Source organism: Flavobacterium algoriphilum (assembly GCF_048158655.1).
Taxonomy (GTDB): Bacteria; Bacteroidota; Bacteroidia; order Flavobacteriales; family Flavobacteriaceae; genus Flavobacterium; species Flavobacterium algoriphilum.
The window spans coordinates 172,993-185,736 of sequence record NZ_JBLNKY010000001.1; the positions used below are offsets into that span (position 1 = coordinate 172,993).

General features: G+C 36.6%; 9 protein-coding genes. 5 read left to right on the plus strand and 4 right to left on the minus strand.

Annotation, left to right across the window (positions count from 1 at the left end):
* Positions 1–142: 142 nt before the first annotated feature.
* Together trxA and dnaE are read right to left on the minus strand one after the other, a co-directional pair.
* On the minus strand, positions 143–460 hold the full coding sequence (trxA, locus tag ACM55G_RS00750) for a thioredoxin (protein ID WP_035668578.1): 318 nt from the start codon (positions 458–460) through the stop codon (positions 143–145).
* Positions 461–700: 240 nt separating this feature from the next.
* Complete coding sequence (dnaE, locus tag ACM55G_RS00755) at positions 701–5,245, minus strand: DNA polymerase III subunit alpha (protein WP_416841989.1); 4,545 nt, start codon at positions 5,243–5,245, stop codon at positions 701–703.
* Between the two features lie 666 nt (positions 5,246–5,911).
* On the opposite strand from dnaE, the gene leuC reads away from it, so the two are divergent.
* The 4 genes from leuC to leuB all read left to right on the plus strand — a co-directional run bounded on the left by leuC (position 5,912) and on the right by leuB (position 10,867).
* Positions 5,912–7,306, plus strand: a complete 1,395-nt coding sequence (leuC, locus tag ACM55G_RS00760; protein ID WP_416841990.1) for a 3-isopropylmalate dehydratase large subunit — start codon at positions 5,912–5,914, stop codon at positions 7,304–7,306.
* Between the two features lie 198 nt (positions 7,307–7,504).
* Entirely contained in the window at positions 7,505–8,101 is a 597-nt protein-coding gene (leuD, locus tag ACM55G_RS00765) for a 3-isopropylmalate dehydratase small subunit (protein ID WP_416841991.1), read from the plus strand.
* 137 nt (positions 8,102–8,238) lie between these two features.
* On the plus strand, positions 8,239–9,765 hold the full coding sequence (locus ACM55G_RS00770) for an alpha-isopropylmalate synthase regulatory domain-containing protein (RefSeq protein ID WP_416841992.1): 1,527 nt from the start codon (positions 8,239–8,241) through the stop codon (positions 9,763–9,765).
* A gap of 40 nt (positions 9,766–9,805) precedes the next feature.
* On the plus strand, positions 9,806–10,867 hold the full coding sequence (gene leuB / locus ACM55G_RS00775; RefSeq protein ID WP_416841993.1) for a 3-isopropylmalate dehydrogenase: 1,062 nt from the start codon (positions 9,806–9,808) through the stop codon (positions 10,865–10,867).
* A 113-nt stretch (positions 10,868–10,980) separates the two neighbouring features.
* On the opposite strand, the gene ACM55G_RS00780 is transcribed toward leuB, so the two are convergent.
* Together ACM55G_RS00780 and ACM55G_RS00785 are read right to left on the minus strand one after the other, a co-directional pair.
* Positions 10,981–11,343, minus strand: a complete 363-nt coding sequence (locus ACM55G_RS00780) for an RNA recognition motif domain-containing protein (RefSeq protein ID WP_035668600.1) — start codon at positions 11,341–11,343, stop codon at positions 10,981–10,983.
* A 155-nt stretch (positions 11,344–11,498) separates the two neighbouring features.
* Positions 11,499–11,981 (minus strand): DUF6252 domain-containing protein, encoded by a 483-nt coding sequence (locus ACM55G_RS00785; protein WP_416841994.1) that lies wholly within the window; start codon positions 11,979–11,981, stop codon positions 11,499–11,501.
* 200 nt (positions 11,982–12,181) lie between these two features.
* Here ACM55G_RS00785 and ACM55G_RS00790 point away from each other — a divergent pair, with 200 nt between their 5' ends.
* Positions 12,182–12,742 (plus strand): 30S ribosomal protein S16, encoded by a 561-nt coding sequence (locus tag ACM55G_RS00790; RefSeq protein WP_035668607.1) that lies wholly within the window; start codon positions 12,182–12,184, stop codon positions 12,740–12,742.
* Positions 12,743–12,744: the final 2 nt, after the last annotated feature.

Below are 12,744 nucleotides of genomic sequence, written 5' to 3' on the forward strand. Positions count from 1 at the left end.
TGATTTAAAAATTAAAAGATTACAGAAATAAAACCAAATCGAGAAGCTAAAATAATTTCAGCTTAAACAAAAAAAAGGTCTGACTTTCGCCAAACCTTTTATCTGAATCCGTACAGATTCTATGTAAATCATAATCTACCGATTACAACAAAGCGTCTAAACTATCCGCGTAGGTTTGTTTCGGAGCAACTCCTACTTGTTTCCCTACTACTTCTCCGTTATGAAAAACCAACACTGTTGGAATATTTCTCACTCCGTATTTTGCAGCAAATTCTTGATTTGCATCAACATCTACTTTTCCTACGACTACTTTCCCAGCGTATTCTTCGCTGATTTCATCAATGATTGGGCCAACCATTCTACAAGGTCCACACCATGCTGCCCAAAAATCCACCATTACCGGTTTGTCTGATTTCAAAACTACTTCATCAAAAGTAGCGTCTGTTATTGCTAATGCCATATTTTTTTATTTAAAGGTTTATAGTTTCAATCTTGAGTACAAATTTAGAAATTAAAAACTAATCAAATGCCATTCGTAAATTAGTTTTGATTATAAGTGTATTGTCAATTGCTATTTTCAGTAAATATTAGGAGCTTTTTCCTGCTATTCGTTTCAATCTTTTACAACCCAGTCCGGGTTCGAAACCCGGACTGGGTTGTAAAAGGATTTCCACTTCTATCAGGGCTATGGCATTGTGCTCTAATTCAACTTAAAGTTAATCTGCATTTTCTCTAACTCCACCAGCAATTCGTTGGAGATTTTAATTTTCAATTTTCTGCTCGGCATAGTCAATTTGGTTACAACCTTAATTTCTTCGACTTCTTCTACTTTTACTACAGTATTTGCCTCTGGAATTTCGAGAGCTCCCATTTCAGAATCTTCATTCTCGTCGACAAAAGCTACCTCTTCATTTTCTATTTCTACAGGAGCAACAGCAACAAGTCGTTTCGTTTTCTCCAATTCCATGATTTCAAAAGTAACCGTATTATCCCCTTTATTCTCTTGAAAAAGGTGGCTTAATTTATGGATAAAATCATTTTCTAAATCCTTTATATTTAATAGTACAATTAATTTTCTAGCGAAAGTCTCCAAAACATCTTGCAATTGCTTTACTTCCACAAATTGTAATCTTGGCTCCCCTTTTTTCCCGGTATCGCGGTCAGTCCAACCTTCTTTGACCAATACTTTCATGAAGGTAAAATTATTTTGAATAAAGAAATGGCGGAACTTTAAATACTCCTCCCCAAAAATTCGAAACTCATAACTTTCGTCATAACCCTCCAAAGTGAATATTCCCCAGCCTTTTCCGTTTTTGGCCACACGATGTTGCACATTATTGATAATCCCACCAAATGCGAGGTTTTTACTCACATGAAGTTCCATATTCTTTAATGATTCTAACTTGGCATTACAAAAATGTTTCATTTCAAATTTGTAATCGTCCAGCGGATGTCCTGAAATATAAATTCCAACAACCTCTTTTTCTTTGGCGAGTTTTTCCATCGTACTCCAGTCCTCACAGGGTGGCACCACCGGTTCTGCAATTTGTACTTCGCTGGTATCGCCAAACAAACTCACTTGCGATGAATTTTCATTTTCCTGAAACTTCGCCCCATACCGAATCGCTTTTTCATAAAAAGTAATTCCATCGCCATCATCATGAAAATATTGCGCTCGTGTCGTTCCTAAAAACGAATCAAACCCTCCAGCCAAAACCAGATTCTCCAATGCTTTTTTATTGGCTGCACGCAAATCAATACGTTTGGTCAAATCAAAAATCGATTTGTATCTTCCATCTTTTCTATTCTCCACAATCGTAGCCACAGCTCCAGATCCCACCCCTTTTACGGCACCCATTCCAAAACGCACCGCATAATCATCATTTACGGTAAATTTATAAAACGATTCATTCACATCGGGTCCTAAAACCTGTAATCCCATACGCTTGCATTCTTCCATAAAAAACGAAACCTGCTTGATATCGCTCATATTATTAGATAAAACCGCAGCCATATATTCAGCAGGATAATTCGCTTTCAAAAATGCTGTTTGATATGCAATCCATGCATAACAAGTCGAGTGTGATTTATTAAACGCGTATTCCGCAAAAGCTTCCCAATCTTTCCAAATTTTCTCTAGCTTATCTTCGGCATGCCCTTTGGCGGCAGCCTGACTGATAAATTTGGGTTTCATTTTGTCCAAAACGTCCTTTTGCTTTTTTCCCATCGCTTTACGCAAAACGTCCGCATCACCCTTGGAGAAATCTGCCAATTTTTGGGACAAAAGCATTACCTGCTCTTGGTAAACGGTAATTCCGTAGGTATCTTTTAGTAATTCTTCGCAGGCATCTAGGTCATAAATAATTTCCTCTTCACCGTTTTTCCTTTTTACAAAACTAGGTATATAGGCAATCGGCCCTGGACGATACAAGGCATTCATCGCAATTAAATCGGGAAAAACCGTTGGCTTCAATTCCTTCATGTATTTCTGCATTCCCGGACTCTCATATTGAAAAATTCCCACCGTTTCTCCTCGCTGAAAAAGCTCGTAGGTCTTCAAATCATCAATAGGAAATTCGTCGGGGTTCAGGTCAATTCCGGTTCTGTATTTTACTAATTTGACCGTGTCTTTTATTAGCGTCAGGGTTTTCAAACCCAAAAAGTCCATTTTCAACAAACCGGCACTTTCTACTACCGAGTTATCAAATTGCGTCACATACAGATCCGAATCTTTGGCTGTAGCAACCGGAACAAAATTCGTAATATCACTTGGCGTAATAATCACTCCACAGGCGTGAATTCCTGTATTTCTAAGATTTCCTTCTAAAACTTTGGCCTGCTGAATGGTTTCTCCAGCCAAATCACTCTCATTAGCAAGACCTATTAATTCTTTTATTTTATCGTATTCTTCGGGACGAACGGCCTTCTTGATTACATCTTCTTTTTCATTTAAAAATCGCGCTAAATTCCATTTGGACGGCATCATACCCGGAATCAACTTCGCAATTTTATCGGCTTCGAACAAAGGCAAATCCAGCACACGAGCGGTATCTCGAATCGCCGATTTTGTTGCCATTTTACCATACGTGATAATTTGTGCCACTTGTTTTGAACCGTATTTCCTGATCACATAATCCATTACGCTGCTTCGTCCTTCGTCATCAAAATCGATATCAATATCGGGAAGTGACACACGATCGGGATTCAGGAAACGCTCAAAAAGCAGGTTGTACATCAACGGGTCGATATTGGTGATTTTCAAACAATACGCCACCACCGATCCCGCTGCGGATCCCCTTCCCGGCCCTACAGAAACCCCCATACTTCTCGCTTCAGCAATTAAATCCTGCACAATCAGGAAATATCCGGGATAACCAGAATTGGATATTGTCAGTAATTCAAAATCCAATCGTTCCTGAATTTCTTCGGTGATTTCAGGATACCTGCGATTGGCTCCTTCAAAAGTCAAATGCCTTAAATACGCATTTTCACCTCGCACCCCACCATCAACTGCATCTTCGGGATTATTAAATTCAACCGGTATTTCAAATTTTGGCAATAAAACTTCCCGCGCCAAATCGAAAATTTCAATTTTATCCACAATCTCCGAAATATTCGAAATTGCTTCGGGTAAATTCGCAAAAAGCTGTTTCATTTCCTCTCCCGACTTGAAATAATACTCCTGATTGGGCAATCCATACCGATACCCACGACCACGACCTATTGGCGTCGTCTGTTTTTCTCCGTCACGCACACAAAGCAAAATATCGTGTGCATTCGAATTTTCTTTGTCTATATAAAAGGTATTGTTAGTCGCAACAATCTTAACATCATGTTTTCTCGCCAATGAAATCAAAGACGCATTCACACGATTTTCATCTTCCTGATTGTGACGCATCACTTCAATATAAAAATCTTCCTTGAACTCGTTTTTCCACCAAATCAAGGCTTCTTCGGCTTGGTTTTCACCAACGTTTAAAATTTTATTTGGAATTTCGCCATAGAGATTCCCCGACAAAACAATAATATCTTCTTTGAATTCCTGAATGACTTTCCTGTCGATTCTTGGCACATAATAAAATCCTTCCGTATAAGCGATGGAAGACATTTTGGCCAAATTATGATAGCCTTTTTTGGTCTTCGCCAAAAGTACTATTTGGTACCCATTATCTTTTACCGATTTATTTTTATGATCTTCACAAACAAAAAACTCACAACCTACAATCGGTTTCATTGTAACTTCGGTAGGTTCCTCACCATTTGCGACAGCGGCTTTATTCTTGGTTTCAGCGGCTTTATTATGGTATAAAATATCGCGAACAAAATGAAAAGCACCCATCAAATTCGCATGGTCCGTCATGGCAACCGCAGGCATTTTTTGTTGCGCCGCCGCTTTTACTAATGCCGCAATACTTATGGTCGATTGCAACACCGAAAATTGCGTATGATTGTGTAAATGCACGAAAGGCGTATCAACAAGTACCTTTTTATTCTCAGAAAGCGCTGCTCTGGAAACTGCCGGCGCTTGTTTTTCTCCAAACTGCTGCCTAATTTTATCCGACGCTTCTTTGAGATTAATATGCTTTAATCCAATCAGTTGAATTTCGTGTGGATTCTTATTTTGAAAATCTTTAAAATAGCCAATTTCAACATCGAGTTCCTCTTTAGTGAAAATATCGCGACGAATTAACTCTAAGAAACAACGCGTGGTTGCCTCCACATCGGCAGTAGCATTATGTGCCTCACCAAAGGGTTTATTAAAAAGATAACTATGTAATTCGGTTAAGGTTGGCAGTTTGAACTTACCGCCTCGACCACCTGGCAATCGCAATAAGGAAGCGGTAACTTCTGTACACGTATCCAAAATAGGCATCGAACTCATTTGGCTTTCAACTCCCATTCTATAAAACTCACAACCCATAATATTGATGTCAAAACCTAAATTCTGACCTACAATGAATTTGGCTTTGCCTAAAGCGATATTGAATTTTTCTAAAACTTCTGCCAACGAAATTCCGTCGGCTTCCGCCAATTCTGTGGAAATACCGTGAATTCTTTCGGCGTCATACGGAATATTAAATCCTTCTGGCTTGACCAAATAATCTTGATGCTCGACGAGTTTTCCCATATCATCGTGCAACTGCCAAGCGATTTGAATACAACGCGGCCAGTTATCGGTATCTAAAATGGGAGCGCCCCAACGCTTTGGTAATCCTGTAGTTTCGGTATCGAATATTAAGTACATATCTGGAATTGAAGTGTTTGTAATTCTTTAAAATCACAAAAAATGAATTTCAAATTTAGGATTTTTTTAGCTAGAATAACACCTAAATCAGAACAAAAAAAGTCAAAATAATCGTTAAGAATCACCCTACGAATCACTTCATCTTTCAGCACAAAATCGCTCAATAACGCCTCATTGAAAAGAAAAAGAAACGCACTGTGTGTTTTTGGATGTCGTAGTATTTCACCAAAACAAATCGAAATAAAAGCACAAAAAAAACACTTCTTTAGTTCTCTAAAAAGCAACAAAAAGGCGTTCTATAGAAAATAAAACACAATGCTAATTTTGTTAATTGTTACTATTTTAATTCGTTTTATTATGTTTTTTGAATTAAAAACCCCTCATTTACTACCAAAATAGCGATAAATTTGCAAATTATCAAATTGGACTTATTTAAAATAAAAATAGCTTTAAAAAGAAATTTAATATCAAAATAAAAAGAAGGCATTCAAACTACAAACCTATAACAGAAGAGGTAAGGTGTTGTAAAAACAGTTTGGGTATCGTATAAAATGAAATATTAAAATTGACAACCTTATTTCTTTTTTTAAATTTGTTCCCATTGTTACAACTTTATGCAAATAATTAAGGTTGCAAAAGAAGAAATACACTTAAAAAATATTTAAAATGAGTACTACATTATTTGACAAAGTATGGGATTCGCATGTTGTGCGTAAAATTGAAGATGGACCAGACGTATTTTTTATTGACCGTCATTTCATCCATGAAGTTACTAGTCCTGTAGCTTTTTTAGGTTTAAAAGAAAGAGGTATTACGGTTTTATACCCAGAACGCACTTTTGCAACTGCCGATCACAATACCCCAACTATAAATCAACACTTACCTGTTGAAGATGCATTATCTGCCAATCAGCTAAAAGCTTTGGAAGACAACGCAGCAGAATATGGCATTTCTCACTGGGGATTAGGTCACCAAAAAAATGGAATTGTACACGTAGTAGGTCCTGAAAACGGAATTACTCTACCGGGTGCCACTATTGTTTGTGGAGATTCTCATACTTCTACGCATGGTGCTTTTGGCGCTATTGCTTTTGGTATCGGAACTTCTGAGGTTGAAATGGTGATGGCTACTCAATGTATCATGCAACCGAAACCAAAGAAAATGCGTATCAACGTAAATGGCGAATTGAGTAAAGGTGTTGGTCCAAAAGACGTTGCACTTTATATAATTGCACAATTAACTACTTCTGGAGGTACAGGATATTTCGCAGAATATGCAGGAGATGTTTTTGAAAACATGTCTATGGAAGGCCGTATGACCGTTTGTAACTTGAGTATCGAAATGGGTGCTCGTGGTGGCATGATTGCTCCAGACCAAAAAACATTCGATTTCTTAGAAGGAAGATTATATGCTCCAAAAGGTGAGGCTTGGACAAAAGCGGTAGCGTATTGGAAAACATTAAAAACAGATGCTGATGCAATTTTTGATGCAGAATTAAACATCAATGCTGCAGATATTGAACCAATGATTACCTATGGTACAAATCCTGGAATGGGAATTGGTATCTCAAAAAATATTCCAAGCGCTAACCAAGTAGAAGGTGGCGCCGAAACGTATAAAAAATCTTTAGCTTACATGGGCTTTGAAGAAAATGACGTAATGATTGGCAAACCAATTGATTTTGTTTTCTTAGGAAGTTGTACCAATGGTAGAATTGAAGATTTTAGAGCTTTTACAGAAATTGTAAAAGGAAGAAAAAAAGCAGACAATGTTACCGCTTGGTTGGTACCAGGTTCTCACGTAGTAGAAGCACAGATTAAAGAAGAAGGCCTTTTGGACATTCTTACTGAAGCTGGTTTTGTATTGCGTCAGCCAGGTTGTTCCGCTTGTTTAGCGATGAATGATGACAAAGTACCTGCAGGAAAATATGCGGTAAGTACTTCAAACAGAAACTTCGAAGGTCGTCAAGGTCCAGGTTCAAGAACATTATTGGCAAGTCCAATTATGGCCGCTGCAGCTGCAGTTACTGGAAAACTAACAGACCCAAGAGATTTGTTTTAAAAGATTTGAGAATGTAGAGTAACGATTTTTGAATTCAGATTTCGCTAAGTCTACAAATTGTAGCGTCTTTTACAACATTCAGCTTAAATAATACAATTTAGATTATACAAAATAACATTAACGATTACGATTCCATTTCCCTTAAGGTAAATCAAAAATCATAAATCATAAATCGTTAATCAAAAATCATAAATAACAATGGCATACGATAAATTTAATATCCTTACCAGTAGTGCAGTGCCACTACCAATAGAAAATGTGGATACCGATCAAATCATCCCAGCACGTTTCTTGAAAGCTACGAAAAGGGAAGCTTTTGGAGACAACCTTTTCAGAGACTGGAGATACAACGGAGATGATACTCCAAAAGCAGATTTCGTATTGAATGACGCAACTTACAGTGGAAAAATATTAGTAGGCGGAAAAAACTTTGGTTCGGGTTCTTCAAGAGAACACGCAGCTTGGGCAGTTTACGATTACGGATTTCGTGCGGTTGTATCCAGTTTTTTTGCAGATATCTTTAAAGGAAACTGCTTAAACATTGGTGTTCTACCAGTACAAGTTAGTCCGGAATTTGCTGAAACAATTTTCAATGCTATTGAAGCTGATCCAAAAACAGAATTGGAAATAAATCTTCCGGAACAAACCATTACTTTAAAAGCAACTGGCCAAAAAGAATCTTTCGATATCTCTGGATACAAAAAAGACAACATGGTTAACGGTTTTGATGATATTGATTATTTACAAAACATCAAAGAAGAAATTGTTGGGTTTGCCAATAAGCTTCCTTACTAAAAACAAACAATAAAAATGCAGTTACTGTAAGCTCAACTTTATTGTTAGCTTAGTAACTGCTTTTTACTATTTTATAAAATACAACAACAAGATTTCAAATTACAGAAGTCGAAACCGCTTTTAGCATCAGATTTATAATGGAAAAAAGAAAAATTGAAATAATGGATACGACGCTCCGTGATGGTGAACAAACCTCGGGAGTATCATTTTCTGCTGCAGAAAAACTAACCATTGCGCAATTGTTGCTGGAAGAATTAAATATTGATAGAATTGAAATTGCTTCTGCACGTGTCAGCGAAGGAGAATTTCAAGGTGTAAAAGGGATAATGAACTGGGCTAATGAGAAAGAATATTCTAACCGAATCGAAGTTTTAACTTTTGTAGACGGTGGACTTTCAATAGATTGGATGAAAAAGGCCGGAGCTAAAGTCCAAAATTTGCTAACCAAAGGATCCCTCAACCATTTAACACATCAATTAAAGAAAACACCTGAACAACATTTTACCGAAATTGCTCAAGCCATTGCATTAGCTCAAGAAAACAATATTGAAACGAATGTCTATCTTGAAGATTGGAGTAACGGAATGCGTAATTCACCTGAATATGTGTTTCAATATTTAGATTTTTTGACCCAACAACGAATTAAAAGAGTCTTACTACCGGACACTTTAGGCGTTTTAATTCCTTCTGAAACTTTTGATTTTATTTCGAAAATTATAGCGCGATACCCCAATACCCATTTTGATTTTCATGCGCATAACGACTACGATTTAAGTATCGCTAATGTAATGGAAGCCGTAAAAGCGGGTATTCAAGGACTTCACGTAACCGTAAACGGAATGGGAGAACGTGCTGGAAATGCACCGCTTGAAAGTACTGTTGCCGTAATCAACGACTTTTTACCAGAAATAAAAATCAGCGTAAAAGAATCTTCATTATACTCTGTGAGTAAATTGGTAGAAACGTTCACAGGATATAGAATTCCTGCTAACAAACCTATTGTTGGAGACAATGTTTTTACTCAAACAGCAGGTATTCATGCCGATGGCGACAACAAAAATAATTTATATTTTAATGATTTGCTTCCGGAACGCTTTGGAAGAAAACGAAAATATGCATTAGGAAAAACTTCTGGCAAAGCCAATATTGAAAAAAACCTTCAGGAATTAGGGTTGAAATTAAATCCAGAAGATCTCAAATTAGTTACCCAACGCATTATTGAATTAGGCGACAAAAAAGAAACCGTTACCAAAGAAGATTTACCATATATTATTTCTGATGTTTTAGACAGCCAGACTTACGAAGAGAGAATTGTGGTCGAGTCTTATGTATTGGTTCACGCCAAGGGAATGCGACCTTCTACCACGCTCTGTTTAAAAATTGATGGAGAAATCATTGAAGAAAATGCTCAAGGTGATGGTCAATTTGATGCTTTTATGAATGCTTTAGCAAAAATTTATAAAAGTAAAAAAATGGAATTGCCTAAATTGATTGACTATGCAGTACGAATTCCTCCAGGAAGTAGCTCAGATGCATTATGCGAAACCATAATTACCTGGACTAATCATGGAAAAGAATTTAAAACGAGAGGATTAGATTCAGATCAAACAGTTGCCGCAATAATTGCTACGCAAAAGATGTTGAATGTGACTACTCCCCAATAACGATAAATAAAAAAAACGATATTAATTTAAAAAATACCTAATGAAATTTAACATAGCCCTTTTAGCCGGAGACGGAATTGGACCAGAAGTTATCAATGAAGCTGTAAAAGTTTCTGATGCTATTGCAAAAAAATTTAACCACGAAATCAATTGGACTCCAGCTCTTACAGGAGCTTGTGCAATTGATGCTGTTGGAGTTCCTTATCCTGATGAAACGCACGAAATTTGTATGGCTGCTGATGCCGTTCTATTTGGAGCTATCGGGCACCCAAAATATGATAATGACCCCAGTGCACCTGTAAGACCAGAACAAGGTTTATTATTGATGCGTAAAAAACTAGGATTGTTTGCTAATGTACGTCCTACATTTACTTTCCCATCTTTGATTGACAACTCTCCTTTGAAAAGAGAACGTATTGAAGGAACAGATTTAATCTTTTTAAGAGAACTTACCGGAGGAATTTATTTTGGTGAAAAAGGAAGAAAAGACGATGGTGAAACTGCTTTTGACACTTGTACTTACACAAGAGCTGAAGTACAACGTTTGGCTAAAAAAGGTTTTGAACTGGCTATGACCCGTTCAAAAAAATTATGTTGTGTAGACAAAGCAAATGTATTGGAAACATCCCGATTGTGGAGAGAAACAGTACAAGCTATGGAAAAAGAATATCCTGAAGTAACCGTAAGTTATGAATTTGTTGATGCTGTAGCGATGCGTTTAGTTCAATGGCCAAATTCTTATGACGTCTTGATTACCGAAAACTTATTTGGAGATATATTAACGGATGAAGCCTCAGTAATATCTGGTTCTATGGGATTAATGCCATCAGCATCAGTAGGGGAACATACCTCATTGTACGAACCTATTCATGGTTCTTATCCTCAGGCGACTGGATTAAATATCGCCAATCCATTAGCGACAGTTTTATCTGCTGCAATGATGTTTGAAGATGCTTTTGGATTAAAAGAAGAAGCAGAAGCAATCAGAGCAGTCGTTAACAAATCATTAGAGCAAGGTATTGTAACAGAGGATTTAGCTGGAAAAGATGCAAAAGCGTATAAAACTAGTGAAGTGGGTGACTGGTTAGTTGCAAATTTGTAAAACAATTATATAATTCTGTAGAAATGCAACGTATTGCATTTCTACAGAATAGCTATCAAACAAAAAAGGTGTCAATAAAATTGACACCTTTTTTTATATTGTAGAAAAAAATATTAATATCCTCCTCTGTTTCCACCACCACGGTTATCTCCACCACGGCTGTTTCCACCACCATAACCACCGCGTGAATCTCCACCACGACTGTTATTGTTAAAACTTCTTCTTTCACCTTCTGGCTTTGGCTCAGATTTGTTTACTACAATTGCACGACCTTGAACAGTAGCTCCGTTCAATTCATCTATTGCTTTTTGAGCTTCGTCATCATTTGTCATTTCAACAAAACCGAAACCTTTACTTCTTCCAGTAAATTTATCAGTAATGATTTTAACTGAATCAACTGCTCCGTAAGCCTCGAAAGACTCTCTTAAATCTGCTTCCTCAATACTGAATGGAAGACTTCCAACAAAAATATTCATATGTACTTATTTAAATAATAAAACAAATGTAATCTTATTTTTATTCTAATCTACTATAAATTAGCTTATTTATGTTTTTTATTTTAAATATAAATTGAAAAAGAATATCATAAAGCACCTAATTCAAGACTTTTAAGAAGACAACTTGCCTTAATCTATTGAACAAATGAGCTCACAGGAACTTTATAAAAAACACCTTGTTGAAAATTTAAAACAGCGCCAGCTAACGGATTATTGTAGGTGTTTTCTGCATTAAATTTAAACGTACCAGTAACCGTGTTGTTTATACCATCATAATCCGATATCACAATTTGACCGTCTCCAATACCAAAACCTGTAGAAAAAGTAATTAAAGCACCTGTGGCATCGGTTAGTACATAAGTTACTTTTTTGGATTCACTGGTTCCTAAAAAATAAGTCTGAGCTTTAGTAGAAGTTACTTTCAAAGATAAAGTTTCATTCCTAGTATAGGCTTCAATTAGCAAAGATCCATCTGAAGCTAATGTAGCTTTAGATTGAACTGCTCTCCATAACACATTGTCTTTTACGCCCTGCAAAGAAGGACTATTATAGCTAACATCTTCCTGACAAGAAACTAGAGAAAAAATTGCAGCAATGAACAAAAAATATTTTTTCATAAAAATGCATTTTTAAACAAACAAAAGTATGATATTATTACTAAAAAAAACAAAATAGCGTTGAAAAACACACGTCAAATCAACTCTAACACATTACCATTCTTTAAAATACCAATCGAATTAGTATTTATAGATAAAAAATGTATCTTTGCACCCTTAATTAATCGAGGTCGAGTACCTCAAAATTTAATCAAAAGATTATGTCAGTAAAAATTAGATTACAAAGACACGGTAAAAAACAAAAACCTTTTTACTGGGTTGTAGCAGCAGATGCTCGCTCAAAAAGAGATGGTAAATACTTAGAGAAAATAGGTACTTACAATCCAAACACTAACCCAGCAACTATCGAATTAAACCTTGATAGCGCAGTAAAATGGTTGCACAATGGTGCACAACCAACTGATACTGCTAAAGCAATTCTTTCTTACAAAGGTGCTTTATTGAAACACCACCTTGATGGAGGTATTCGTAAAGGAGCTTTAACTCAAGAACAAGCTGATGCAAAATTAGCTGCTTGGTTAGAAGCTAAAGCTGGAAAAGTGGATGCTAAAAAAGAAGGCTTGACTAAAGCTCAAGCTGCTGATAAAGCAAAAGCTTTCAAAGCAGAACAAGAAGTAAACGCAAAACGTTTAGCTGCTGCTGCACAAGCAGAAGCTGATGCTATTGCTGCTGCAACTCCTGCTGTTGAAGAAGAAGTTGCTGAAGTTGAAGCTGAAGAAGCTCCAGCTGCAGAAGAAAATAACGAAACAACTGAAGCATAATT

Coding starts and splice junctions, on each gene's coding strand:
- ACM55G_RS00770 (WP_416841992.1), top strand. CDS start 8,239: ATGGAAAAAAGAAAAATTGAAATAATGGATACGACGCTCCGTGATGGT.
- ACM55G_RS00790 (WP_035668607.1), top strand. CDS start 12,182: ATGTCAGTAAAAATTAGATTACAAAGACACGGTAAAAAACAAAAACCT.
- ACM55G_RS00785 (WP_416841994.1), bottom strand. CDS start 11,981: ATGAAAAAATATTTTTTGTTCATTGCTGCAATTTTTTCTCTAGTTTCT.
- leuB (WP_416841993.1), top strand. CDS start 9,806: ATGAAATTTAACATAGCCCTTTTAGCCGGAGACGGAATTGGACCAGAA.
- leuC (WP_416841990.1), top strand. CDS start 5,912: ATGAGTACTACATTATTTGACAAAGTATGGGATTCGCATGTTGTGCGT.
- ACM55G_RS00780 (WP_035668600.1), bottom strand. CDS start 11,343: ATGAATATTTTTGTTGGAAGTCTTCCATTCAGTATTGAGGAAGCAGAT.
- leuD (WP_416841991.1), top strand. CDS start 7,505: ATGGCATACGATAAATTTAATATCCTTACCAGTAGTGCAGTGCCACTA.
- trxA (WP_035668578.1), bottom strand. CDS start 460: ATGGCATTAGCAATAACAGACGCTACTTTTGATGAAGTAGTTTTGAAA.
- dnaE (WP_416841989.1), bottom strand. CDS start 5,245: ATGTACTTAATATTCGATACCGAAACTACAGGATTACCAAAGCGTTGG.